This is a genomic window from Halolactibacillus sp. JCM 19043, from assembly GCF_001310395.1.
Classification (GTDB): Bacteria; Bacillota; Bacilli; order Bacillales; family Amphibacillaceae; genus Halolactibacillus; species Halolactibacillus miurensis.
On the sequence record NZ_BAXD01000008.1, the window covers coordinates 32984 to 58498 of the forward strand.

General features: G+C 39.5%; 29 protein-coding genes, 1 pseudogene and 2 other annotated features. Of the genes and pseudogenes, 2 read left to right on the plus strand and 28 right to left on the minus strand.

Features of this window, described 5'->3' with window-relative positions; translation table 11 throughout:
• Position 1 precedes the first annotated feature (1 nt).
• Complete coding sequence (locus JCM19043_RS18710; protein ID WP_369813788.1) at positions 2 to 262, minus strand: RNA methyltransferase substrate-binding domain-containing protein; 261 nt, start codon at positions 260 to 262, stop codon at positions 2 to 4.
• A gap of 106 nt (positions 263 to 368) precedes the next feature.
• On the opposite strand from JCM19043_RS18710, the gene sspI reads away from it, so the two are divergent.
• Entirely contained in the window at positions 369 to 578 is a 210-nt protein-coding gene (gene sspI / locus JCM19043_RS06175) for a small acid-soluble spore protein SspI (RefSeq protein WP_062320922.1), read from the plus strand.
• 126 nt (positions 579 to 704) lie between these two features.
• On the plus strand, positions 705 to 1289 hold the full coding sequence (locus JCM19043_RS18370; protein WP_062321019.1) for a lytic transglycosylase domain-containing protein: 585 nt from the start codon (positions 705 to 707) through the stop codon (positions 1287 to 1289).
• 129 nt (positions 1290 to 1418) lie between these two features.
• Here JCM19043_RS18370 and JCM19043_RS06185 read toward each other — a convergent pair whose 3' ends face one another.
• From JCM19043_RS06185 to pyk, 27 genes and pseudogenes are all read right to left on the minus strand, one after another.
• Positions 1419 to 2495: a M42 family metallopeptidase gene (locus tag JCM19043_RS06185; RefSeq protein ID WP_062320924.1), complete on the minus strand. Its 1077-nt coding sequence runs from the start codon at positions 2493 to 2495 to the stop codon at positions 1419 to 1421.
• Positions 2496 to 2548: 53 nt separating this feature from the next.
• The gene (locus JCM19043_RS06190; protein WP_062320926.1) at positions 2549 to 3034 is read right to left on the minus strand and encodes a dUTP diphosphatase; all 486 of its coding nucleotides are present in this window, start codon (positions 3032 to 3034) and stop codon (positions 2549 to 2551) included.
• Between the two features lie 36 nt (positions 3035 to 3070).
• Entirely contained in the window at positions 3071 to 3349 is a 279-nt protein-coding gene (locus tag JCM19043_RS06195) for a DUF1294 domain-containing protein (RefSeq protein ID WP_062320928.1), read from the minus strand.
• Positions 3350 to 3431: 82 nt separating this feature from the next.
• Positions 3432 to 3791: a 50S ribosomal protein L20 gene (gene rplT / locus JCM19043_RS06200; protein WP_062320929.1), complete on the minus strand. Its 360-nt coding sequence runs from the start codon at positions 3789 to 3791 to the stop codon at positions 3432 to 3434.
• Between the two features lie 42 nt (positions 3792 to 3833).
• Positions 3834 to 4028, minus strand: a complete 195-nt coding sequence (gene rpmI, locus JCM19043_RS06205) for a 50S ribosomal protein L35 (protein ID WP_062320931.1) — start codon at positions 4026 to 4028, stop codon at positions 3834 to 3836.
• A 35-nt stretch (positions 4029 to 4063) separates the two neighbouring features.
• Positions 4064 to 4567: a translation initiation factor IF-3 gene (infC, locus tag JCM19043_RS06210; RefSeq protein WP_062321021.1), complete on the minus strand. Its 504-nt coding sequence runs from the start codon at positions 4565 to 4567 to the stop codon at positions 4064 to 4066.
• 123 nt (positions 4568 to 4690) lie between these two features.
• Positions 4691 to 4823: a sequence feature (ribosomal protein L20 leader region), on the minus strand.
• A gap of 186 nt (positions 4824 to 5009) precedes the next feature.
• Positions 5010 to 5984 carry an aldo/keto reductase family protein gene (locus JCM19043_RS06215; RefSeq protein WP_062320933.1) on the minus strand — a complete coding sequence of 325 codons (975 nt, stop codon included), beginning with the start codon at positions 5982 to 5984 and terminating at the stop codon, positions 5010 to 5012.
• 164 nt (positions 5985 to 6148) lie between these two features.
• A complete protein-coding gene (gene thrS, locus JCM19043_RS06220; RefSeq protein WP_062320935.1) occupies positions 6149 to 8101 on the minus strand; it encodes a threonine--tRNA ligase in 1953 nt (650 codons plus the stop codon).
• 73 nt (positions 8102 to 8174) lie between these two features.
• Positions 8175 to 8405, minus strand: a binding site (T-box leader).
• Between the two features lie 61 nt (positions 8406 to 8466).
• Positions 8467 to 9402, minus strand: coding sequence for a primosomal protein DnaI (gene dnaI / locus JCM19043_RS06225; protein WP_062320937.1), 936 nt, complete (start codon positions 9400 to 9402; stop codon positions 8467 to 8469).
• Positions 9403 to 9451: 49 nt separating this feature from the next.
• Positions 9452 to 10462 (minus strand): DnaD domain protein, encoded by a 1011-nt coding sequence (locus JCM19043_RS06230; RefSeq protein WP_231631424.1) that lies wholly within the window; start codon positions 10460 to 10462, stop codon positions 9452 to 9454.
• A 16-nt stretch (positions 10463 to 10478) separates the two neighbouring features.
• Positions 10479 to 10826: a hypothetical protein gene (locus tag JCM19043_RS06235; RefSeq protein WP_062320941.1), complete on the minus strand. Its 348-nt coding sequence runs from the start codon at positions 10824 to 10826 to the stop codon at positions 10479 to 10481.
• Positions 10827 to 10903: 77 nt separating this feature from the next.
• Complete coding sequence (gene nrdR, locus JCM19043_RS06240; RefSeq protein ID WP_062320943.1) at positions 10904 to 11395, minus strand: transcriptional regulator NrdR; 492 nt, start codon at positions 11393 to 11395, stop codon at positions 10904 to 10906.
• Between the two features lie 52 nt (positions 11396 to 11447).
• Positions 11448 to 11825, minus strand: a complete 378-nt coding sequence (locus JCM19043_RS06245; protein WP_062320946.1) for a hypothetical protein — start codon at positions 11823 to 11825, stop codon at positions 11448 to 11450.
• Between the two features lie 181 nt (positions 11826 to 12006).
• On the minus strand, positions 12007 to 12384 hold the full coding sequence (gene speD / locus JCM19043_RS06250) for an adenosylmethionine decarboxylase (RefSeq protein WP_062320947.1): 378 nt from the start codon (positions 12382 to 12384) through the stop codon (positions 12007 to 12009).
• Between the two features lie 255 nt (positions 12385 to 12639).
• Positions 12640 to 13251 carry a dephospho-CoA kinase gene (gene coaE / locus JCM19043_RS06255; protein WP_062320949.1) on the minus strand — a complete coding sequence of 204 codons (612 nt, stop codon included), beginning with the start codon at positions 13249 to 13251 and terminating at the stop codon, positions 12640 to 12642.
• A 4-nt stretch (positions 13252 to 13255) separates the two neighbouring features.
• The gene (gene mutM / locus JCM19043_RS06260; protein ID WP_062320952.1) at positions 13256 to 14098 is read right to left on the minus strand and encodes a DNA-formamidopyrimidine glycosylase; all 843 of its coding nucleotides are present in this window, start codon (positions 14096 to 14098) and stop codon (positions 13256 to 13258) included.
• A gap of 16 nt (positions 14099 to 14114) precedes the next feature.
• The gene (gene polA / locus JCM19043_RS06265; RefSeq protein ID WP_062320954.1) at positions 14115 to 16745 is read right to left on the minus strand and encodes a DNA polymerase I; all 2631 of its coding nucleotides are present in this window, start codon (positions 16743 to 16745) and stop codon (positions 14115 to 14117) included.
• Between the two features lie 171 nt (positions 16746 to 16916).
• Positions 16917 to 17876: a two-component system histidine kinase PnpS gene (gene pnpS, locus JCM19043_RS06270; RefSeq protein WP_231631425.1), complete on the minus strand. Its 960-nt coding sequence runs from the start codon at positions 17874 to 17876 to the stop codon at positions 16917 to 16919.
• 51 nt (positions 17877 to 17927) lie between these two features.
• Positions 17928 to 18290 carry a HAMP domain-containing protein gene (locus JCM19043_RS17410; RefSeq protein WP_231631426.1) on the minus strand — a complete coding sequence of 121 codons (363 nt, stop codon included), beginning with the start codon at positions 18288 to 18290 and terminating at the stop codon, positions 17928 to 17930.
• Positions 18287 to 18969: pseudogene (locus JCM19043_RS06275) on the minus strand (response regulator transcription factor). The gene JCM19043_RS17410 and the pseudogene JCM19043_RS06275 overlap by 4 nt, the downstream one beginning before the upstream one ends.
• Positions 18970 to 19202: 233 nt before the next feature.
• Positions 19203 to 19418, minus strand: a complete 216-nt coding sequence (locus JCM19043_RS06280) for a hypothetical protein (RefSeq protein ID WP_062320956.1) — start codon at positions 19416 to 19418, stop codon at positions 19203 to 19205.
• On the minus strand, positions 19418 to 19762 hold the full coding sequence (locus tag JCM19043_RS06285) for a hypothetical protein (protein WP_062320959.1): 345 nt from the start codon (positions 19760 to 19762) through the stop codon (positions 19418 to 19420). Before JCM19043_RS06285 ends, JCM19043_RS06280 begins: the two co-directional genes overlap by 1 nt.
• A gap of 222 nt (positions 19763 to 19984) precedes the next feature.
• Complete coding sequence (icd, locus tag JCM19043_RS06290; protein WP_062320961.1) at positions 19985 to 21259, minus strand: NADP-dependent isocitrate dehydrogenase; 1275 nt, start codon at positions 21257 to 21259, stop codon at positions 19985 to 19987.
• Between the two features lie 41 nt (positions 21260 to 21300).
• Positions 21301 to 22416 (minus strand): citrate synthase, encoded by a 1116-nt coding sequence (citZ, locus tag JCM19043_RS06295; protein ID WP_062320963.1) that lies wholly within the window; start codon positions 22414 to 22416, stop codon positions 21301 to 21303.
• 22 nt (positions 22417 to 22438) lie between these two features.
• The gene (locus JCM19043_RS06300) at positions 22439 to 22909 is read right to left on the minus strand and encodes a DUF441 domain-containing protein (RefSeq protein ID WP_062320965.1); all 471 of its coding nucleotides are present in this window, start codon (positions 22907 to 22909) and stop codon (positions 22439 to 22441) included.
• A 219-nt stretch (positions 22910 to 23128) separates the two neighbouring features.
• On the minus strand, positions 23129 to 23524 hold the full coding sequence (locus tag JCM19043_RS06305) for an FxsA family protein (protein WP_062320967.1): 396 nt from the start codon (positions 23522 to 23524) through the stop codon (positions 23129 to 23131).
• 179 nt (positions 23525 to 23703) lie between these two features.
• A complete protein-coding gene (gene pyk, locus JCM19043_RS06310; RefSeq protein WP_062320970.1) occupies positions 23704 to 25467 on the minus strand; it encodes a pyruvate kinase in 1764 nt (587 codons plus the stop codon).
• Between the last annotated feature and the right edge of the window lie 48 nt (positions 25468 to 25515).

Below are 25515 nucleotides of genomic sequence, written 5' to 3' on the forward strand. Positions count from 1 at the left end.
GCTATAATACCTTGTGGGATGGTGTGTCAGCGAGCGCTTTAAAGACTTGATCTGTGACCACTGTTTTCGGATAATTTGCGATCCATGCCTCATATTGTCTGTCCTCACGCACAATCAATTGTTCTATATCCCAGTCACTTCCGAGTGCTTCTTCAACGAGATGATCGCCTTCAAGTAGAAATTGATCCGTCTGTTCGCGGTATTTTTTCTTATGCAATTTCATCCATTGTTTAATTGTGTCATTTTTTGTTGATGTAATCATCGTGTCACCCTTTATCTTCGTTCAATTTTAAAATATCTCCTCTATCATACATAACTTGGCTAACTTTGGTCAAACTATATTTATCAACCAAAAAAGGAGTACAATAATGAACTTAAATATTCGTGTCGCACTTAAAGAAAAATTACAAAATGTCACCCCACAAGAGTTAGAACAAACCATTTCTGACGCCATTAACTCAAATGAGGAACAACTCTTACCTGGCCTTGGATATTTATTCGAGCTTCACTGGCAACAGTCAACCCAAGAACATAAGGACGCTTTACTCAAAGAACTTTCAACATCGCTTCAAGCATAAGCTGGCCAAACGGCCGGCTTTTATCTTTGTTAAAGTCTTTACTTTTTATCACGCTCACGCTAAAATGTATATGAGCTATGTAAAAATTAACAGTCCAATTTAAGATACACCTAAGGGGTGAGCAAGATAGATATTCAACTCATGCAAGCGATGATGAAATTACAATCAACCAGTCAATTTAGTCAAACAGACACAACTCAACCACCCACTCTTGACTTTTCTAGTATCATCAGTCAAATAGATACGTCTGATCATACACGCATCCGTGATCTCGTTGAAAATCAGTCATCCATGGAACAATGGATGATGCCATCACCGATCAAGATTAACTACTCTGATGAGTCCATGAACACCATTATTAGTGAGGCCAGTGCGAAATATGGTGTCAGTGAACAATTGATTCGGGCAGTGATTCAAACAGAATCAAACTTTAATCCGGATGCTGTGAGTCATGCCGGGGCGGCTGGATTAATGCAACTCATGCCGAAAACGGCTGAAGGTTTAGGGGTGACCGACCGATTTGATCCTTATCAAAACGTGATGGGTGGGACAAAATATTTAAAAGAAATGTTACATCGATATGATGGCAATGAAACCCTCGCCCTTGCCGCTTACAATGCTGGTCCAGGTAATGTTGACCGATATGGCGGTGTGCCACCATTTACTGAAACAACCCGTTATGTCGAAAAAGTGACGCGTTTACTTGGGTAGCTACCCTTTTAAAATACTTTATGATAAACAACAAAAATATATATAAAAAGAAAAGGATGGCCAGCTGGCCATCCTTTTCTTTTTATATGATGATCGTCATTTACACGCCTATGTTAGTTGTCTTACTCTTTAACCAAACGTGATTGTCTTCACTGTCTCTTCATCTAATTGTTTAATCACTTCCACAATTAATTTCACCGCGTTATCTAAATCATCTTGATGGATGATCGCCGCATGTGAGTGAATATAACGCGTCGCCACACCAATCGATAACGTTGGTACGCCGTTAGCGGTTAAATGAATCGAACCACTATCAGTGCCGCCCATCGCAATCGTGGCGTATTGATAAGGAATGTCGTGTTGATCTGCTGTTTCAACGACTAAGTCGCGCACCCCTTTATGTGAAATCATCGAGGCATCATAAATAATAATCTGTGGACCCTCACCAATCTTACTATCAGCTTCATTCGCTGAGATACCTGGTGTATCTCCTGCGATACCTGTATCAACCGCAAAGGCGATATCTGGTTGAATCGTATTGGCTGCTGTCTTTGCGCCTCGCAACCCAACTTCTTCTTGAACGGTACCAACACCGTAAACAACATTTGGATGATCGGTATCTTTTAATGCTTTTAATACTTCAATCGCAATCGCACAACCGACGCGGTTATCCCATGCTTTAGCGAGTAATAATTTTTTGTTTTTCATCGGTTGGAATTCAAAATAAGGTACGACCGAGTCACCTGGCTTTACCCCAAACGCTTTAGCTTCTTCTTTACTTGACGCACCGATATCAATAAACATATCTTTAATATCATACGGTTTTTTCCGCGCATCAGCCGACATAATATGCGGCGGTTTTGACCCAATAATGCCTGTGACATCCCCGTTTGATGTCATAATGGTCACACGCTGAGCAAGCATCACTTGTGACCACCAACCGCCAATCGTTTGGAAGTAGACAAAACCTTTTTCATCAATACGTGTCACCATCATGCCAATTTCATCTAAGTGACCGGCGACCATCACTTTCGGTCCGCCTTCTTTCCCGACTTTCTTCGCAATTAAGCTACCGATGCGGTCTGTTGATACTTCTGTCGCAAAGGGACGAATATAGCGGTCCATAACGTCACGCGCTTCTTTTTCATTACCTGAAATCCCTTTTGCTTCTGTTAGTTCTTTCAACATCATTAGTTTTTCATCCATTTACATGACCTCCCAAAGTTGATGGATAGATCCATCATTCTTTTTTATTCTGATTAATAATCACTATCTTGACGCTTAAAGTTAACATCATTTTTCTCATGATAAGCCGTTAAGATGTCCTCATCACTAAAGCCAAGCTGACGCGCTAACTTTAAATACAATTCAAAGACAATCAAATAAGTCTCTTCATCTTGTTGATCTTTAAAGTAATCAATCGCTCGGTACATTTGATTAAAGAGTGCGGTCGTCGTGGTCTCTTGTTCAAACGGTTCGGCTTTTTCAGGTGTTAAACCTTTGACTAAACCGAGTGAGAGTAAAAAGTGAATCCCATCAACATACTCTTCGAGTATGACTTGTTTTGGACTCGGTTCTTTCACACTCCAAAATTTAAAGCAACGCGTTTCGTTGGCTAATTCACCAATTTCTACAAATAATGCTAAAATCTTTTCTTCAAATAAATCACGCGACGTTAAGTCATGCTTTTGTTCAATATAATCGTCTAATTCTTTTTGACGTGTAAAAAGTTGTGTCAGTTCCATTTTGACGTCCTTTCTTCATATGTAGTCTTATTCATTTTAAAAGGTCCAATCGAAATACGCAAATATAAAGACAATGATGAGAAGTTCAATCATCGAAAGAATTGGTAACCCAAACTTGAATAAGCGATGTTTTGTTTTATGCCTGAACAGTTGCATCCCGAAATAAGTACCCGGTGAACCAAAAAGGATCGCAGTAAGCCACAATTGTTTTTCTGGTAGACGCCACTGATCTTTCATTGCTTTTCGTTTATCTATTCCCATTTGAACAAAGCCAATGAGATTAATTAATATAAGATAACTGATAAATAGTGTCATTGTACTATCCCCGCATTCATTTGTTGCATAACGAAAAGAGCTGTCTTCTATATAAGAAAACAACTCTTTGATCATGTGTTAATTATTTGTTTAATGCTGCTTTAGCTTGCTCAGTTAACTGTGCAAAAGCTTTTTCATCAGAAATAGCAAGTTCTGCTAACATTTTACGGTTAACTTCGATACCAGCTAATTTAAGACCGTGCATTAGACGGCTGTATGAAAGATCGTTCAAACGTGCTGCAGCGTTGATACGTGCAATCCATAATTTACGGAAGTCACGTTTCTTTTGCTTACGGTCACGGTATGCATACTGACCTGATTTCCAAACTTGTTGCTTTGCTACTTTAAATAGGGCATGTTTTGAACCATAGTACCCTTTTGCTAATTTTAATATGCGTTTACGACGCTTGCGTGTGACTGTTCCACCTTTAACACGTGCCATAATAATTCCCTCCTATATATCTTACCGAAATCTAATAATTTGTTATCTTGGTAACATTTGATCAATACGTTTTTGATCGCCTGCAGACACAAGGCCACCTTTACGTAACTTACGTTTTTGCTTCGTTGATTTGTTTGCAGCTAAGTGACTGATATATGCACTTCCGCGCTTTAATTTTCCTGAAGCAGTTCTTTTGAAACGTTTTTGAGTGCCTTTATGTGTTTTCATTTTTGGCATGAGTAGTTCCTCCTTAAAAGCATATAAATTAAAGCTTATTTTTCATTGATTGGCGCAAGCATTAAGAACATGCTACGGCCTTCCATTTTAGCTTTTTGCTCAACTGTTGATAAATCTTTACATTCTTCAGCCATTTGCTCAAGAACTTTACGACCTAAGTCTTTGTGTGTAATCGCACGGCCACGGAAACGGATCGAGACTTTTACTTTATCTCCCTTTTCCAAGAACTTACGTGCATTACGAAGTTTTGTGTTAAAATCATGTTCTTCAATACCCGGGCTAAGACGGATTTCTTTGACGTTAATGATTTTTTGTTTCTTACGTGCTTCTTTCTCTTTCTTTTGTTGCTCAAAACGATATTTACCGTAATCCATGATACGGCATACTGGCGGCTTGGCATTTGGTGCGACAAGAACTAAATCTAAATTACGTGTTGCAGCAATATCAAGCGCCTCATTACGAGACTTAACACCTAGTTGATCGCCATTAGAATCAATAAGACGAACTTCACGTGCGCGAATATTCTCATTGACATTCATATCTTTGCTAATAATCATCCACCTCCGAAATTTTTTAAAAGCGGCATGAACTATGACCGGTTCTTGTTAGAACCTGACCTTCCAATAGTCATTGACAAGTGTATAAAAACTTAGCCATTAAAGACAATAAAAAAAGTGTCGGTACTTGTAAGCACCCACACATATCCTGTCATCTTCAAAAATTCAGAATGTGATAACCTGGCAACTACAATCATTGTGTCGATCAGGCGAGAAGCGGGTGCCTCTACTTGTCTAAAGATCATATTCAATTTCACTTTTCCTATCATAGCATCTCTTTACTACCTTGTCAACGAAAATCGCTGTATTTTTATTTAAATATGTGGGCCAACAAGGGGCAGTCATGGAAAGCGTCGTATTAAAACTGCCCTCTACTTATTAGCATCCTATCAGTTACAGGTCGCAAACACACGCATTTATCCTACTAACGCATCGGGTGGAAATCTTTAATTGTTTCTAGAATGCGATCAATTTCCACAAGCAGATCCTCTGTTAACGGTTTGTGAAGCGCTTCGACATTTTCATCAATTTGTTCGGTTCGGCTGGCACCGATAATCGCTGAAGCAACATTATCTTGTCTAAGAATCCAGCGCAACGCCAGCTGCGCCATCGTAAAGTCATTCGCCGCAGCAATTTTACCAAGTGACTCCACCGCTTGTAACACACGGTCATCAAAATAACTGTTAATCACAAAGTTTGTCTCATCATTGGCTGCTCTTGAAGCTTTTGGTGGTGCTTCGTTCGGTTTATATTTACCCGTTAGTACCCCTTGGGCAAGTGGTGAAAAGACAATTTGTCCGATGCCATTACGATGAGAGGTGTCGATGACATCTTCTTCGATATAGCGCTCAATCATGTTATAAATCGGTTGATTTGAAATGAGGGGATGTAATCGGTAATCCCGATTGATCGTTTGCGCCCGTTCTAAGTCAATGCTCGAAAATTCACTTACTCCTTTATAGAGTATTTTCCCTGCGCGTACTAAGTCATCTAAGGCCATCATCGTCTCCTCTAGGGGCACATGTGGGTCTGGCCGGTGACATTGATACAAATCAATATAGTCAAGATCTAAACGCTTCAAACTTTGATCACACTGTTCAATAATGTGCTTACGCGATAACCCGCGGTAATTAACACCTTCTCCCATTGGGAAAAATACTTTCGTTGCGACGACGTAACTAGAGCGTTGGTACTTCTGTAGCGCTTTTCCGAGTACCCGTTCGGCCTCTCCTTGTTCATAAGCGTTGGCGGTATCAAAAAAATTAATACCGTGTTCATAGGCGCGGTCAATACAGGCCTCGGCCGTTTCATTACCGACAGCTTTTCCATACGTCAACCAGCTGCCGAGCGCCAACTCACTGACTTGTAAACCACTCTTACCTAGATAGCGATACTGCATAAATAGTCCTCCTTATGTCAAACCGTAGTTTATTCAATTGTCCTTACTCTTTTAATTCGACACACAGGTTAAAGATTCCTGCATTAAAAAAGTAGCGTCAACTTTGATTTAAGTTAACGCTACTTGTTAGAGTGTTAGAGACGAACGTCATTTAAAAGACGTTATTATGATTCTTTACGTGATTTTTTCTCAATATCTTGTTTCATTAAGGCAATAAAATCATCTTGCGAGACAGTCACTTGATCTTGTTCTCCGTAACGACGGACATTGACCGCATTGTCTTCCATTTCTTTATCACCGACAACGAGCGCAAATGGAATCTTTTCTGTTTGCGCCTCACGAATTTTATAGCCAAGTTTTTCTTCACGCATATCGAGTTCCACGCGGAAACCTTCTAATCTGAGACGATCTTCTAACTTTTTCACATAATCCTGGTGAACATCATTTGATACCGGAATAATGCGCGCTTGAACAGGTGCTAACCAGGTTGGGAAGGCACCTTTATATTCCTCAATTAAGAAAGCCACAAAGCGTTCCATCGTTGAGACAACTCCGCGGTGAATAACAACAGGACGGTGATCTTTACCGTCTTCACCAACATACGTTAAATCGAATTGTTCTGGTAAGTGGAAGTCTAATTGCACCGTTGATAACGTCTCTTCTTTACCTAAAGCCGTTTTCACTTGAACATCAAGCTTAGGACCGTAGAAGGCCGCTTCACCTTCAGCCTCAACATAATCAAGGTTCATATCTTCCATTGTTTCTTTTAATAGCGCTTGTGCTTTTTCCCACATCTCATCGTTATCCACATATTTTTCTGTGTTATCTTTATCTCGATAAGATAGGCGGAAAGAATAATCTTCAAAGCCAAAGTCACGGTACACGTGTTGGATCAGTTCTACCACGCGAATAAATTCATCTTTCAATTGATCCGGACACGCAAAGATATGCGCATCATTCAGTGTCATCGCACGCACACGTTGCAGACCTGCAAGGGCACCAGACATTTCATGACGGTGCATCATACCAAGTTCTGCGATACGTACTGGTAAGTGACGGTAGCTGTATAATTGGTTTTTATATACCATCATGTGATGCGGACAGTTCATTGGACGAAGGACTAAATCTTCATTGTCCATTTCAAGTGTCGGGAACATATCATCTTTGTAGTGATCCCAGTGACCACTTGTTTTATAAAGCTCCACACTTCCTAAGACAGGGGTATAGACGTGATCATAACCGAGACGTTCTTCTAAGTCGACAATATAACGTTCAACCATACGACGAATGGTTGCGCCTTTTGGTAACCATAGCGGCAGGCCTTGACCCACTTTTTGCGACACAGTAAAGAGATCGAGTTCTTTACCAAGTTTACGGTGGTCACGCTCTTTACGCTCTTCAAGGACATGTAAATGATGCTTTAAGTCTTCTTTCTTAAAGAAGGCTGTCCCGTAAATGCGTTGGAGCATCTTATTGTTGCTGTCTCCACGCCAGTAAGCGCCTGAGATACTTAATAATTTAAAGACTTTTAATTTGCTTGTTTGTGGCACGTGGACACCGCGACAAAGGTCAAAGAATTCACCTTGTTCATAAATCGTCACTGTCTCATCTGCCGGGATCGCTTCTAATAGTTCAAGCTTTAAGTCATCACCAATCGCTTTAAAGCGATCATACGCTTCTTGACGTGACACTTCAATGCGGTGGATTTCAATATTTTCATCGACAATGCGTTGCATTTCTTTTTCAATTTTCGGTAAGTCTTCTGGAGTTAATTGATGGGCCATATCGATATCATAGTAAAAACCTTCTTCAATCGTTGGTCCGACACCGAGTTTAACCTCATCGCCGAATAAGCGTTTCACTGCTTGTGCCATAAGGTGAGCTGTTGAGTGACGTAAGATTTCTAACCCTTCAGCGTCACGTGACGTGATAATCGCCATTTCACCGTCGTGCGGCAATGGACGACGTAAATCAAGTAAGTCACCGTCTAACTTGATGGCGACAGCTTGCTTTCTTAAGCCTGGTGAAATGGACTGTGCAACGTCTTCACCTGTTGTTCCTTGGTCAAAAAGTTTTTCGTTTCCATCTGGAAAAATTAATTTGATTTGTTCTGCCATATATTTCACTCCTTAAAATAGTCAGTTAATCACAAAGGCCAATATAAAAACGCCTATCCCTTTGCGATTACCGCAAAGGGACAAGCGTTATGCTCGTGGTTCCACCCTCATTCCCAAACAACTCTGTTTGGCTCATTCAAACTCATGTAACGGTGAGTACCGCCAGCTTCCTAATTAAGTCACTCGTTCAGAAGTGGAGTTCAGAGGTGGTAATTTTGTGGGTGTGTATAGAAAACTTTCAGCACATGGTTTTCCTCTCTAGTTACACAGCGACCAAAAATATTGTCCTCATCAAAACTTTTACTTTTTAATTATGATTTGTATTATAGTCTTGTCTATTAAAAAAATCAAGAGGTGAAAAACATTTAACTTTCCCGTCGATTATTCGCATGGATTAAAATAGGCGTACTCACTTGTTTAATTCGTTCAATAATCCGACCGGCTTTTAACTCTTCAATGTCACCACGTGATGTTTGTGCTAAATGTGACTCCAATTGCGTTAAATTATAGTTTGAACTAAAGAAAACAGGTAGTCGTTCCATCATCCGGTACTGAAGAATGGAGCCGAGCACTTCATCTCTAAACCAACTAGAAAGTGATTCTGCCCCAATATCATCAATCATTAGTACTGGCACCTGTTTAAACGTTTCGATTTTTTCAGACGTTGAATCGTCTTTAAACGATGACTTTATCTCTCTGACGAACTCAGGCATATAAATTAACATCGTTTCAATCCCACGATCAGCAAATTCATTCGCAAGAGCGCCTAAAAAATATGTTTTACCTACACCAAAAGGACCATGGAAGTAAAACCCGCGTTCGGGTAGCCCCTCATCGATTTGATGCACGTACTTAAGTAAGGATTTGATTGCCTCGTGACGGTCAGCATTTTGGCTATCAATCGATTCAATCCGCGCAGCTAAAATGTCTTTTGGCATATACAAACTTTTAATTTTAGCTTGCCGACGCTTTTGTTCTTCTTCAATCCGCGTATATTTACACTTTTCATAGGTGAGGTGGAACGTGTCACCTTCTACATTTAGAATCGGTTTATACCCTGGTAAAACATTATTAACACAGCCATGATCCGAACAATTGTCACAATCTCTATTTTGTGAATAGTATTCATATAATGTCATTAATTGCCGGTCAATCGCCTTGTCATCAATGGCCTCGTTTGCTTCAATGACAGCTTTTATCTCGGGATCTTGTAAGATTTCGCGTTTCATTTTTTGATATGTTTCTTGGAAGGATTGATTCTTTTTCATCCACTTTTTCAACGAAACATTAATCGGTTCCATCGTGTCACCACCTCAATTTCATTTACCTACAGATTTTTTAAATCATGATTTACTGCTTCTTTTTCTTTGCTTGAAATGATTTTAACAGCGCATCAATTTCTTGACCATCATCTGATGCTGGTTGGTCAGTGCCTGATGGTTGTTGATTCGTCTTATTAGGTTCAGTCTTTTGTTTTTTAAACCATTCCGGCACGACAGCCTCACGGCCGGATCTTTTCCTCGGATAACTCTTTTTAAAATCTTTTGATTGATACTTCGTATGTTCTTCTTTTGCGAGCGCCATCGCTTGGGTGACTGTTTTAATTTGTTTTCTCGCCCAATGGCTCGCAATCTTTTCCATATAGGCACGTGATAACTTCATATCTGATTTTAACATAACGTAGTGAATCAAAACATTCATCACTCCTGGTGAGAGTGCTTGTTTTTCCATAATATCCGCGATCATTTTGATGTCTTGCGTGGATGCAGCAGCTTCACCTGATAAGTCTTCAATTAATTCTTTAGGACTGAGTGTCTCCATTTGTTCAATAAACCGTGCTTTTTTTGATTGAGGCGCAGTCGTTGGCGAATCATCTACTTCACTTTTTTTCAATCGCTCGCGTTGGGTAATAACTTGTTGTTTCGATGGTTGGACATCAATCGCATCTAAACACGCTTCTTTAAAGGCTTCTTTATCAAGACGATGCTCAGAATCAATCGACCACTGTAATAACTTATCCACTTCAGAGTTAGATAAATTATAAAGCACTGCCATCTGATTAATAAAGCGTTGATTATCTCTGGATAAAATCACGTCATCATTCAGCATACGCGACTGTAAATTTTGACTCAACCAATCAAAATCAATGACGGTATCAGTAATCCAGTCTTGTCTTTTCGGTTGATGTTTAATTTTAGCCGTCTCTTCCGTTTGATCCATTTCGATATCAACAGGTTGATGTAAAAACACATCAGAAAAGGTATGTGTAATAGGTTCACCTGAGGGCGTAAAGGCTGTTCGTTCGAGTATTTTTGATTTTAATGACTGAAATTTTTGCTTACCAATTTGATGATACAACATTTGACTCAAAACATCATCACTCATAAACAACGGGGGTCATTGGTGATTTCAAATGAAAATCATAGAGCGTTTGTTGATCATCTTCATAACGATAGGTTTCCAGTAAGCCAATCGCTTCAATTTTCGTACGTGCGTCGTAAATAGTTGTCAGCGATTGATTTAATAATTGCATCAGATAGTGATGCGAATGTCGATCGTGGAAAGCAATTTGATGATAGAGCGTCATATATAAACTGAGTGCTTCAATACCAATGATAGGCTGATACAACTGATACAACGCTTGATACTGTTCATCCGATAAGTCAAACATTTTTGTCGTCCGGTAGCCATCAGCGGGCAACACTTTTCCAATTGAATGATGCATCGCGCTCTTCCTTTCTTTGTTTAAATGAAAAATGAGCCGAGCGGCTCATTTAATGTTAAATGATGTATCGCCAAACCTTATTTGTCATCAGACGCTGGGTTGGCCACACCTTTTTTATCTTCATGAATTAATTCTTTAAGCTCATCCAAAAAAACATTAATATCTTTAAATTGTCGATACACAGAGGCAAACCGCACATAAGCAACTTCATCGATCTGACTGAGTCCTTCCATCACGAGTTCACCAATATCATTACTGTCTACTTCTGATTGTCCACGACTTCTTAACGAGCGTTCAACATTAAGTGCTAAGTCTTCCAATTGTTCCAAAGCTACCGGGCGTTTCTCACAGGCTTTCATAAGTCCCCGCACCAATTTTTCACGACTAAAAGTTTCACGGACACCTTCTTTTTTAACAACGATTAAAGGCATCTCTTCAATTCGTTCAAAGGTCGTAAATCGATGCGCACAAGCTTCGCATTCGCGTCGACGTCTAATCGCTTGATTATCTTCAATTGGTCGTGAATCTAATACCCGTGTATGTTTGTCATGGCAGTTAGGACACCGCATCGTTTAACAACCTCCTTCTAAAGATCTCTTATTTTTCTTGATTATAGTTTAATCAGTCAACGAGTTCCATTTCTTGTTTCAAATCATCATAAAGTTTCGTAATCAAATTATGGCTAAAACCTAAATCAAACAGGCCACCTTCAGTCGTCACTGAAAAATCTACCGATGTACGGAATGGCTTTACCATAATAATGGTCGCCACAACAAAGGCACGACGTTTCCCTTTATAATTGACCGTAATTTCTCCACGTTCTTGTGAAGATGCTTTAACTTCACAATTTGGATTCTTTTTAAAATACGCCATAACCGCGTCAAAGCCACGGTCTTTCGTTGTTTTAAAATACTTGCTTTCTAACTTTTTATCCCAATGTTTTTCAGCTGTTTCGGAATGGTTGTTAAAATACTTATTAAACGTTTCTTTAAATCCCATATTTACACCTCATCATTTACTTTTTCTTATCTTCTTATACATATGTCTTTTATTTTAACATGTTTAGCATGAGAAAACGATAACAATGTTTGTATTTCCATGTTCTTTACACAAAACAACAGAAAAGTTTGTCAAGATGCAAAAACTCCTCTCAGTAATCACATACTAAGAGGAGTGGCTATTAAAGTGCTTCTGATTTCGGTACGCGGATTGGTCCAAGACCTCTTGGTACTTCTACACGTTCTAAACGTTTTGATTCTAAGCTTTCAGCGATATAATCACAAGCGACGTTCGGGTCAATAATATCCCCACACGTATAGACATCGATACTTGCATATCCGTGTTCTGGGAAACTGTGGATCGTTAAATGTGATTCAGATATAATGACCACACCACTGACACCTTGCGGGGCAAATTTATGAAACGCCACTTCGCGAATCTCCGCACCTGATTTAAGTGCCGCATCAACAAAGATTTGTTCAATCTTTCCCATATCATTTAAAATATCAATATTACAATCCCACATTTCAGCAATAACGTGTCTTCCCATTGTGTCCATTATAAACACTCCCCCTATTTCTTTTTTGTAAAATGTAAGCCTAATTGCCACGGGGGAAAGTTAGTCCAAAGAGGTCCTAACCCTTTAAGCAATCAACTGCACATTTTCATATTGTTGTACATCATATCAAAATGCACGCGCAGGAAAAGTATATATCGAAACGTGTCATTACGCAACTGTTTTTTTGAAAATTATTTATTAATTTTTCGCACAGGCTGCTACTTACTGACACTTAGCTTCCCACCTGTTATTCGTTCACTGATTTTCCCCACACGACATATAGTTATCGTACAACGCGTCACATTGTAGATAAGTCTCTTCCACTGAACGATTGTTGTCAATGACATCGGTTGCTAATTGTTTTTTCTTCTCAATTGACCCCTGGGCTTTTATTCGTTTTTTTGCCTCTTGTTCTGAGAGATCATTTCTTTTCATTAATCGCTGGAGTTGCTTGGCTTGAGTTGTATAAACGACAAGCACACGGTCGACTAAATCTGTTAAGTCACCTTCAAACAGTAACGGAATATCTAAGATAATGATGGGCTCACCTTGCTCAATATAGTGATCACGTCGCGTGATGATTTCTTCAATAATAGCTGGGTGCATTAAGTTATCGAGTGTTTGCCTCAATGTCTCATCATTAAAAATCAGCTGCGAAAGCAAGGCGCGGTCAAGCGAGCCATCTTTTTGTATAATCATCTCACCAAATGTCTCTTTCAGACGGCTAAGCATGGGACGTCCAGGTTCAACAATCTCACGCGCAATCTGATCGGCATCAATCACAGGGACTTGTTTTATTTTAAACCAATCGACGACGGTACTTTTTCCGGTCGCAATACTGCCTGTTAGACCTATTACACAAGACATATGTTCACTCCTCCGGCTGTTTGATTACTTGGCATATCGGGCAGTAATGCGTCCCACGTCCGGATACCTTTGTTTTTTCAATCGGCGTGTCACAAACCGGACAAGGCTTTTCTGTTTGTCCATAGACATTCAGCGTTTGTTGAAACATACCCATATTGCCATCGGCACTCGTATAACTTCTAATGGTTGTCCCGCCTTGTTCAACCGCTTCATTTATGACTGCTTGCGCTTCTATTAAGATTAGCTCAACATCTTCACGACTTAACGCCTGCCCCTTTGTCATCGGATGAATGCTTGAGCGAAACAGTGTTTCATCTACATAAATATTACCTAAACCGGCAAGTAATTGTTGATCAAGTAAAATATTTTTAATCGCGCGGGTTGACTTGGTGATTTTAGGATACAAAGTATCGACCTCGACTTGGTCTAAATATAAGTCGACCCCTACTTGTTTCATCGGTAACTGTTCAAGTGCTTCACCTTTACGGAAGACATGCATCGTACCAAATTTACGTACATCGTTATAGTGTAAGCTCGTCCCATCAGTAAAGGTGAAAATCACATGGGTATGTTTATTCTCCGGATCGTTATCGGGACGCGTGGCAAACTTTCCTTCCATTCGTAAGTGAGACACCATTTCAACATCATCTAAGATAAATAATAAGAATTTCCCACGACGTTTAATATCACGAATTGTTTGCCCTTTTAGCATCATTTCAAATGCGTGAACATCATCTGGTTTTTTAATCATTTTAGCGAAGCGAACATCAACGGATTCAATCGTTTTATCCGTGATTAACGTCTTTAACGTTCGCCTTACCGTTTCAACTTCTGGTAACTCTGGCATTGATCATTCTCCGTTCTTATTTTGCATCATACCATGTTGGTCCATGCGCATAATCGACTTTGAGTGGCACTAATAATTCGACTGTCTGTTCCATGACCTCTGGTACAATTTTTTTCAATCGCGCTATTTCTTCTTTTGGTGCTTCTAAAATTAGCTCATCATGTACTTGCAGCAATACATTTGCACGTAAATCTTCTGATTTTAAACGTGCGGCCAAGTCAATCATGGCCTTCTTAATTATATCAGCAGCACTTCCTTGAATCGGTGTATTCATAGCGGTACGTTCAGCAAAACTGCGCTGGTTAAAGTTACGACTCGTAATATCCGGTAAATAGCGACGACGATGCATAAGCGTCGTCACATAACCTTGTTGTTTGGCTTCTTTTACAATCTCATCCATATATTCTTTCACACCAGGATAACTTTCAAAATAACGATCAATAAAAGCTTGGGCTTCTTTACGGGTAATGCCTAAGTTTTGTGATAGGCCGTAATCACTAATACCGTAGACAATACCAAAATTGACCGCTTTTGCTTGGCGGCGCATTAAACTATCCACCGCGTCTTCTTCGACATGAAAGACGTCCATCGCCGTTTGGGTATGAATGTCGCGGTCATCTTTAAAGGCTTGAATTAATTTCTCATCCCCCGCAATATGCGCAAGGACGCGTAACTCAATTTGCGAGTAATCACACGCGAATATTTCCCAATCCTTCTCACTTGGAACGAAGGCTTGACGAATTTTTCTACCTTCTTCTAATCTGATCGGAATATTTTGCAAGTTAGGGTCTGTCGATGATAGACGGCCTGTTTGGGTTAAAGCTTGGTTAAAGCGCGTATGCACTTTGCCGTCCTCATGAATAACTTTAAGCAATCCTTCTAAATAAGTTGATTGCAGCTTCTGAAGCTGACGATACAGTAATATATCTTCAATGATTGGATGTTTTGTTTTTAGCTGTTCCAACACATCCGCTGCGGTTGAATAGCCTGTTTTTGTCTTCTTGACCACAGGTAGTTCTAGTTTTTCAAATAAAACGACACCGAGCTGTTTGGGTGAATTTAAGTTAAATGATTCACCCGCTGTTTCATAAATGTTTTGTTCAAGGGTCTGAATCCGTTCAGCCAAGTCTTTCTGCATCGTTTGTAACTTCTCCCTGTCAACCATCACTCCGAGCTGTTCCATATCGGCTAATATGTGACTTAATGGCAGTTCAAGCGTTTCTAATAAATCCATTTGTTCATTTGTCACGAGGCCTTCTTCAATCGTTGATTTAAGCGCATAAACGACGTGGGCTTTCCTAACAATGTGATCGCGTAGCGCGTCTTCGTTAGGAACGGCGAGTTTTTTCCCTTTACCGTAAACATCATCGTCTTCCCTTACCCCAATCGAATCATAACGCGCCGCAATCGACGGAATATCATGATTATTTTCAGATGGATTTACTAAATAAGACCCTAACAACAAATCAAAGACAATGCCTTTAACGTCAATACCTAAACGTTTAAACGTGACTAATACTTTTTTTGCATCGAACGTATATTTTTTCATCGACGCATCTTTAAGATACGCATGAAAAGCGGTATCTTGTTCAACAACGTCCTTACTTAAAAAATAATGGTGGTCTTGATTACTCATACCTATACCGAGTATATCATCCGTATGATATTGTTCTGTTAGATAATCAACTACTAAGCTCTCTTCTCCCGTTAGGTTAAGTGTACTAAAATCATCAACGACTTCGACTGTCATATCTTTTAATGTTTCTGTTTCTTCGATTTGATCGGAATCAATCATTGACATCAGCGATTTAAACTCGAGTTGTTTAAATAAATCGCGCAGTTGTTTCATATCATAACCAGTATACGTCGTGTTTTCTAGTTTAACCTCTATCGGCGACTCACAATTAATCGTCGCCAGTTCATAAGACATAAACGCATCTTCTTTATGTGTGGCTAACTTTTCTTTTAATTTCTTACCACTGACATCATCAAGTGCGTCATATACTTTTGTTAAGGTCTCAAATTGCTTTAATAATTTAATGGCTGTTTTTTCACCAACACCAGGAACGCCTGGTATATTATCTGAAGCGTCTCCCATCAATGCTTTCATATCGACAATCTGCGCTGGTGTTATTTCTAATTTTTCGTAAAGATAGTTTGGTGTATAGCTCTCTGTCTCACTGATCCCTTTTTTCGTTAAGTGCACGGAGGTTTTCTCTGATACGAGTTGTAACATATCTTTATCACCCGTGATCACAGCTACATCGAAGCCTTTATCTTCTGCTTGTTTTGATAATGTGCCGATAATATCATCTGCTTCATAATTCTCTAACTCATAATGCGTAAGCTTAAAGGCATCAAGCAACTCACGGGTCATATTGAATTGTTCGGATAATTCAGGGGGTGTTTTTTGTCTACCCCCTTTATATTCTTTATACGTTTCGTGACGGAAGGTCGTTTTACCCGCATCAAAGGCAACTAAGGCATGCGTAGGCGCTTCTCGCTCCAAAATGGTTAACAACATCTTCGTAAAACCAAAGACGGCATTAGTATGCACCCCTTGCTTATTTGAAAGTAATGGCAAAGCGAAAAATGCCCGGTACAAGACACTGTTCCCATCAATCAAGACTAATTTTTTATCTGACATTCATGTCAACTCCTCATCTTCAATATGTCTAATTCTATTTATTATGCCCTATACTGGCGGTGACGATTAACTTTCATTGGCAATCATTGATTGAAACTACTCTTATCTTATCATGTTTTGATCATTTTCAAAAATAATACTCTCTTTATAGACAGCAAAAAGAACAGACACTTATGCCTGTTCTTTCGGTAACATAATCGTAAATGTAGAGCCTTCATCAACCACACTATCAACAAAAATCTGACCATGGTGAGCTTCAACAATATGCTTCGTGATCGATAAACCTAATCCCGTCCCCCCGGTATTTCGACTTCTTGCTTTATCGACGCGATAAAAACGTTCAAAAATACGCGGTAACACTTCTGGCTCAATGCCAATACCGTTATCTATCACTTGAATTTTAATATAACCCGACGATTCAAAAGCAGAAACCGTTACCTTTCCATCGCTGGGTGTATAGTTAATAGCGTTGTAAATGAGGTTTAGTACGACCTGCTTTAATCGGTCATAGTCTGCTGATAACATGAGCCCATGGTCACCTTCTATCATCAAGGTGATGCTTTTTTCTTTTGCTTGTACCTTTGCCATTTCAACGGATTCTTTAATTAAAGCATCCACACTAATCGTCTGGTAGTTCAAATGAAAATCGGCTTTTTCTAATTTAGATAAATCAAGTAGGTCCTGTATGAGCAATTGTAATCGGTGGCTCTCTTTATGAATAATCGAGAGAAAACGTTGTTCGAGTTGTGGGTCTAATTCATCTTCTAGCATCGTTTCAGCAAAACCTTTAATCGACGTGATGGGTGTTCTTAGTTCATGCGAAACATTGGCTACGAAGTCTTTTCGCATTTGTTCTAAGCGTTTAAATTCTGTCACATCATGAAAAACAAGGACAGCCCCGCGCAAGTCGTGTTTCTGGTTAAAGTAAGGCGCGCCAATCACTTCTAAATGGTACGTCGTTAAATCTTTAGTGAGGGTCATTTCATTTTTAATGGGTTGTTCATATAAAAAGACTTCTTGAACCGTTTCGTGGATTTGATTTTGGGTGAGGACCTCGTAGTATAATGACTCGGTATAGCGGTCCCTTGTTAAACCAAACAAATCAACAAAGCGTTTATTGACTAAATGCACATACCTTGTTGGTCAATCAGCATCACCCCGCTGGCCATATTTTCAATGACACTATTTAGTTGACGGGCATGCATTTTTTCTTGACGATTCAAATCTTTGTAAATGACGGGCGAGTTCATTAATAGCCCCTTGAAGTCGTCCTGTATCCGCATGAAAATCTTCGTGCACTCTGACTTTATAATTACCACTCACGAGTGACTCAATCGTATCGATGAGATGTTTTACGGGGCGTACATAATTTTTGTACACTTGATAAAATAATAAGATAATCGCAAAATAAGCACCTGTTAATAAAAAGAAGACAATGTATTGCGAACTACCTGAGACAAGCGGGACGATCGTAAACACAAGCGTGAAAAACAACAGACTAACCGACAGGACTTGAATAAAAAACAGCCGCCGATTAGGTGTCATATCTTCGGCTCCTCCATCTTATAACCAAGCCCGCGGATTGTTTTGATATAAATCGGTTGTTTCGTATCAGGTTCGATTTTTTCTCGTAAATGACTAACATGAACATCAACAATCCGGGTATCACCCGCAAAATCGTAGTTCCATACTGCGGTCAGTAATTGATCACGTGAGAGCACTTTCCCTTTGTGTTTAGCTAAATAAAACAGTAGTTCGAACTCTTTTCTAGTGAAAGTTAAAGCTTCACCGCTAAGGGTCGCTTCGTATTGCTCTGGGTAAATCGTTAAATCACCAATAGCTAAGTGCAGCGCCTCTTCTTCTTTCGGCTTATTAGTCCGACGCAAAATGCTTTAATCCGCGCCACCACTTCTTTTGGGCTAAACGGTTTGGTTAAATAATCGTCCGCTCCAAGTTCCAAGCCTAAGATTTTATCAAACTCATCATCTTTCGCCGTCAGCATCAAGATGGGGCTATCTACTTTTTCTTGACGCAATGCTTTGGTGACATCGGTCCCTTCCATTCCTGGTAACATTAAATCAAGAACAATTAATGCATAGTCATGTTTAATCGCCTTAGCTAGTGCCTCTGTACCTGAATAAGCGACATCGGTACTAAAGCCCGCTTTCTCTATATGGTATTGTAATAAGGTGACAATCGATTCTTCATCATCGACAATTAAGATTTTTTACCCAACCTTTATACCCCCTTCATGTTTCGTTCATATTTATCATAGCCGTTTTATTCGATAATTGAAAGTCAGACTATTAAAACTATACGTAAAATTTCCTTTACAAAGTAAAGTTTTTGTAAAGATTACTTTTCGTGATGAAGATAAGATCCACGCGAACAGGTGAAGAAAAAACGTAAGAGTAAAAAAATAAAAGCCACAGTAATGTACTGCGACTTCGGTTGAAGTTATTGTTTTAAGAATTCTTGTTCTTTATGTGTTTTTAACACGTGTAACATCGATTGATACGCCGTAGTTTTTAGTTCATCTGTCACATCTTCGTATGATTCTGATATAGCCCATGACTTCGTTTCATCTTCTAAGACGGCAAAACCTTCAATGTAAGCTTGATTATCGGCTTCTGGGACGTCGCTATATAAGAGATTTTCTAGATAGAATGGCATCACTTCTTTTTTTGGATCAACAAAAAGTTAGGAACACCATTCTCGCTAAGTATTTGACTATACTTATCTTCAGATAACACATCAAAGTGTTCCTTTGTGAAAAGATACGCATCAACATTGCTACCAGTGAGGTCACTAAACGTCACTGTTTCAAACGTCACGTCCGCTTCTTCAAGATCAAAGTCAGGTAAGCTATTATCTGACAAAACACCAATCGTTAAAGGTACACCCTGATAACTTAATGTAACTTTTGCGTTACCTTCTGAACCGTTACTTAATACCGCAAACGATGTGATGCCAATGAATACGATCATCGCCATAATCCCTATCCATTTTTTCTTCATTCTATGGCCTCCTAGATATATGGTTGCTTTTTTATCTTATCACTTATATTATAACTCATTAACACATAAATAACAAAAAAAGGTTATTTTATAACCTAGATTTCATCGGCGTTTACCAACACAGTGTCAACAACCTATTGAAGTCATAAAAGTAATCGATTATTCTTTAGAACATAGAAAAACGGATAACGATGTGTTATCGTTATCCGCTTAGCGACGTTATTATTTATTCATGTTAGAAATTAACGCATCCGCAAATTCACTTGTTTTCACTTCAGTTGCCCCGTCCATCAGACGCGCAAAATCATACGTCACGACTTTAGAACCAATCGTGTGATCCATTGCTTTCGTGATTAAGTCAGCTGCTTCATTCCAACCTAAGTGTTCTAGCATCAGGACACCAGAGAGAATAACAGACGATGGATTTACTTTATCTAAACCAGCATATTTAGGTGCTGTTCCGTGTGTCGCTTCAAAAATTGCATGGCCAGTTTCGTAATTAATATTCGCCCCTGGCGCAATACCAATACCACCCACTTGAGCCGCAAGAGCATCTGAAATGTAATCCCCATTTAAGTTCATCGTCGCCACAACATCAAATTCTTTTGGACGTGTGAGAATCTGTTGTAAGAAAATATCGGCAATCGCGTCTTTGACGATAATTTTACCTGCTGCCTCAGCTTCTGCTTGCGCTTTGTCAGCTGCCTCTTTTCCTTCTGCTTCAACGATGTTATCATACGTTGCCCACGTGAAGACTTGGTCTTTGAATTCTGTATCAGCTAATTCATAACCCCAGTTTTTAAAGGCCCCTTCTGTGAACTTCATGATATTTCCTTTATGCACGAGGGTCACGCTCTTACGACCTTCTTTAATCGCATAATCAATCGCTGCACGCACAAGACGTTTTGTTCCTTCTTCAGATACTGGTTTCACACCAATACCAGATGTTTCTGGGAAGCGAATATTTGTCACACCCATTTCATTTTGTAAGAAATCAATGACTTTCTTCACCTCATCAGAACCTTTCGCCCACTCAATACCCGCATAAATATCTTCCGTATTTTCACGGAAGATGACCATATCCGTGTCTTCTGGACGTTTAACTGGTGATGGTACGCCATCAAAGTAACGGACTGGACGTAAGCATGTGAATAAATCTAGTTTTTGACGTAAAGCAACGTTTAACGAACGAATCCCGCCACCAATCGGCGTTGTAAGTGGACCTTTAATCGCAATTTTATATTCACGAATAGCATCGAGTGTTGCTTCTGGTAACCACTCACCTGTTTCGTTAAAGGCTTTTTCTCCCGCAAGTACTTCTTTCCAGACGATTGATTTTTCGCCATGATAAGCTTTATTTACAGCTGCCTCAAGTACACGACTGGCTGCATTCCAAATATCAGGACCGGTTCCGTCTCCTTCAATAAATGGAATAATAGCATGGTTGGGTGTAATGACCTTCCCTTGTTCTACGGTAATTTTTTCACCTTGTGTCATTTAGATTTCCTCCTTGAGTTTTGTATATAGGTAAACGTTAATTAACGTTTATTCACGGGTTTAAATGTTTGATTCATCGGACCAACATACTCTGCCCTTGGGCGTATGAGTCGATTATTAGCATATTGTTCAAGCATATGGGCAATCCATCCAGATGTTCGACTCATCGCAAAAATCGGCGTAAATAAGTCATGTGGAACACCTAAAGCGTGATACATCGACGCCGAATAAAAGTCCACATTAGCCGGTAAACCTTTTGTTTCTTTGACATAGCTTTCAATTTTTTCTGACATCTCATACCAATGCGGCATGCCATTTTGTTTGGTAATTTCTTTTGACATGTCTTTTAGGTGTTTGGCCCGTGGGTCACCCTCTTTATACACCCGGTGTCCCATACCCATAATTTTTTCTTTATTCGCGATTTTTTCTTTTACATAAGGAATCGCATTTTCAGCTGTTTCAATCTCCATCAGCATCTTGATGACTTGTTCATTTGCACCGCCGTGTAACGGTCCTTTTAACGCACTAATAGCGGCCGTTAAACCTGAATACAAATCAGATAAGGTCGCAACGCACACACGTGCTGTGAAAGTTGAGGCATTGAGTTCATGGTCAGCATGGAGGACAAGCGCTTTATTAAACGCTTTGCTTTCAAGTGGGTCCACATCTTTCCCGTGTAACATGTACAAGAAGTTCTCAGCGTAGCTTAAGTCTTGTTTCGGTTGAACGAGCGAATCCTTATTTCTTAGCCGATGAAACGTTGTAATAATCATCGCCATTTTCGCTTGTAAAAGAACAGCTCGGTCAAAATTAGCCTCCCGATCTTCATGGTCATGCTCAGAATCATATAGACTCAGCATTGAAACGGCTGTTCGTAGAACATCCATCGGGTGGGCGTTTTCCACATGCATATGTTTTAACTGTTCAATAAACGACGGACTGAGTGTCATCTCATTAAACAACTGGGTTTTAAAATTATGTAACTCTTCGTCATTGGGTAAGTGTTTATGCCATAGTAAATAAACGACTTCTTCAAATGATGCCTGTTCTGCCAGGTCATCAATACTGTAGCCTACATAGCTTAAATTTCCTTCTTCGATTGACGTAATATCTGTTTCTGCCACAATAATACCTTCTAAACCTTTTGATGTTGACATCCCTCTTCCTCCCCTGTTGTATTCAGAATAATTTTATAACGTGATCAACGATGTTCATAATCATATAAGCGATACCAGCACCAATAAGCGGTCCAACAGCTACCCCTTGTAAGAAAACAACCGCCAAGATTGTCCCCATCACTAAAGCTGTCGTTAAATGTGGATCATTCGCAAGTAAATCAAGTCCCCCACGGGCAACAATCGATACGAACAATCCTGCTCCTAGCGCAATCCAACCGTAATAATTTTTAACACTTTCAATCAAATCAGAAAAACCAATTTCGCCTGTCGCAATCGGAATCAATACCGATAAGGTAATAATCGTGACACCGATACTCATGCCACGTTCTTGAATGATTGGAAATAGTTTTGTGTCTAACTTAAATAACTGTATCCCTAAAAGGACATACACGGAAATAATAATTGCTTGGTTTTTGCCAAAGTAACCAAGCAAGAGTAAGATGATTAAAAATAATGTGGATTGATTAAACATAGCTTTTTCAAACCGCTCCCTGTTCACCATTTGTTCTTAATTAGTATCAATCAATAACATAATCAGATACATTCACCGAATAATCTTAACATACATCGCATAAAAAATATAGTCATCTGGTATTAATTTAAGCAAATATAGCGAAATATCAGAATCTTCACCGGCTAAATATTCATTTTTTATACAGTGTATCCAGAGAGTTATTCTCTGGATACACTTTTAAAAACGGCGATAGGTGATGATTTGACCATTCCTCATCATCTGTTCAATTTGGCGCTTCAATAATCTTTTTAATGGTCCTCTAGTAAACGGTAAGAGTAAAGTAAAACCAATCGCATCAGTAATGAAACCAGGCGTCAATAATAACAATCCACCAATGAGTATACAAATCCCATCAAAGATTTGTTCACCCGGCATTTCTCTTTGTTGCATACGTTCATTTGCTTTTTGCAAGGTTTCTGCCCCTTGCTGTTTCGCTAGAACCGCACCAATGAAACCTGTGAACAAAATAAAACCAAACACAGACCACCCACCAATCAATGAACCTGCCCACAAAATAACCGCTAGCTCAAGCGCTGGCATAATCATAATCGTCAGTATAACCCATTTCCACATAGTATCCCCTCACTTATCTATTGAACGTACGTCGCTTACTCTTATTTACTTGATTGCTGCTATTTTTCACTGCCTTTGTTTCATCCTGAGCTCATGCGGAATGAAAGATAAAATTACAGACAAAAAGAAGAGACCGAAGTCTCTTCTTATTATAACAAATCTATCGTTGGTTTGGCGAATTAAAGGATGCTTGCGCGCCCTGCGTAAATATCACCTTTTTTAGCATCAATCGTAATTTCTTTACCTTCTTCGATTACATCCATCGCATTGCTGACGCCAACGATGACAGGAATCGCTAGGTCAAGACCAACAACAGCTGCGTGTGAAGTTAAACCACCTTCAACTGTAATCACACCACTTACTTTTTCAAGTGCTGGCATCATGTCTTTATCAGTCCCTAGAGTGATTAACACATCGCCTACTTTTGCTTTTTCATTGGCTTCTTCTGCGTTTTTCGCAAAAACAGCACGGCCGATCGTTGATCCTTTGCCAATTCCTTGGCCACTTGTTAAGACATCACCAATGATATGAACTTTCATCATGTTTGTTGTACCACGTTCACCAACAGGCACACCAGCAGTGATAATCACACGGTCGCCACGGTGGAATTTGTCCGTTTCAAGACCGCGTTCAATCGCAAGGTCAAGGACTTCATCCGTTGTATAAGCGAATTCACCTGTAATCGCACTTACACCCCATGATAGAGCTAAACGGCGGCTTACTTTTTCGTCAAATGTTACCGCAACGATTGGCGCTTTTGGACGGTATTTAGAAATCATACGCGCTGTTTGGCCACTGTTTGTTGGTGTAAGAATCGCATCAACATCAAGGTTCATCGCTGTATGGTTGACTGATTGACTAATCGCATCTGTCATAGTCATTTCACTTGTTTTAGAACGACGATCTAAAATAGCTTTATGATCAAGAACTGATTCTGTTTTAAGCGCGATACGGTGCATCGTTTGAACAGCTTCTACTGGGTAATCCCCGGCAGCCGTTTCACCAGATAACATGATCGCGTCCGTACCATCAAAGATGGCGTTCGCAACGTCAGATGCTTCTGCACGTGTTGGACGTGGGTTACGTTGCATTGAGTCTAACATTTGTGTTGCTGTAATAACTGGCTTACCAGCATTGTTACATTTTTGAATCATGTCTTTTTGAACAACCGGTACATCTTCAGGTGGGATTTCAACACCTAAGTCACCACGAGCAACCATTAAACCGTCAGCGACTTGAAGGATAGCATCTAAGTTATCGACACCTTCTTGGTTTTCAATTTTAGGAATAATGTGGATGTCTTTTCCACCATTGTTATCTAAGTGCTCACGAATCATTAACACGTCAGATGCACGACGGATAAATGAAGCCGCAACAAAGTCAACGCCTTGTTCAATACCGAAAAGAATATCTTTAGCGTCTTTGTCAGTCATCCCTGGTAAGTTAACACTTACGTTAGGTACGTTCACACCTTTTTTGTTTTTAAGTAAACCTGAGTTTAATGCTTTTGTTTTCAGTTCGTTTTGATCTTTTAGAATCTCAACAACCTCAAGTTCAATTAAACCATCATCAAGCAAGATTTTTGAACCGACGTGAACATCATTGATTAATTCAGGGTAAGTCACCGCAAATTTATCTGTTGTTCCTAAGAAAGATTCATCCATTGTGATGTTGATATGTTGATTTTTAACGATATCCACTTGACCGTCTGTCATCGTACCTGTACGAATTTCTGGTCCTTTTGTATCTAAGAGAATCGCGACTGTTTTACCTAATTTTGCTGCTGCCTCACGGATATTTTTAATACGGGCACCATGCTCTTCAAAGTCACCGTGCGAAAAATTTAAACGGGCAACGTTCATTCCTGCTTCGATTAACTGCTCTAATTTCTCAGTTGATTCTGAAGCCGGTCCAATTGTACATACAATTTTAGTTCTTCTCATTTGATAAATTCCTCCTTGAAATTGTAACAACACATTTATCTATTAAAA